Annotated in this window: 1 protein-coding gene; it reads left to right on the forward strand. The window is 60.0% G+C overall.

Annotation, left to right across the window (positions count from 1 at the left end; genetic code table 11):
• Positions 1-16 precede the first annotated feature (16 nt).
• Positions 17-507 (forward strand): transposase (locus tag IVA78_RS03795; protein ID WP_247464322.1); only part of this gene is annotated, 491 nt, incomplete at its 3' end.

Consider the following 507-nt stretch of genomic DNA (forward strand, 5'->3'; position numbering starts at 1 on the left):
AAACGAGGAGCATGTGATGACCCTTTATGTTGGTTTGGACGTATCGCAAAAGGAGACGGAAATTTGTGTGATCGACGGCGACGGTCGGCGCACTTGGCGGGGCAAATGCTCCTCGGAGCCGGAGTGCATCGCAATGGCGCTGCGCGAGCACGCTCCAGACGCGGTTCGGGTTGGTATGGAAACCGGGCCGCTGGCGATCTGGCTTTGGCATGGGCTGCGCGCTCTCGACGTTCCAATCGACTGCATCCACGCGCGCCATGTCGCGGCGGCGCTCTCGCTACAAGTTAACAAGGCGGATGTGAACGATGCATTTGGGATCGCGCAAGTGGTGCGCTCCGGTTGGTACCGGCCCGTCGCCATCAAGAGCCTGCAGAGCTGTCGTATCCGAGCCCGGCTCTCAGCCAGAAGCGAACTCGTCGCGATTCGTACGACGCTTTACAATCAAATTCGTGGTCTACTGAAGACCTTCGGCGTGGTGCTCGCAGCCGGTAAGGGTGGAACGTTCGA

This window comes from Bradyrhizobium sp. 137 (assembly GCF_023074095.1).
Classification (GTDB): domain Bacteria; phylum Pseudomonadota; class Alphaproteobacteria; order Rhizobiales; family Xanthobacteraceae; genus Bradyrhizobium.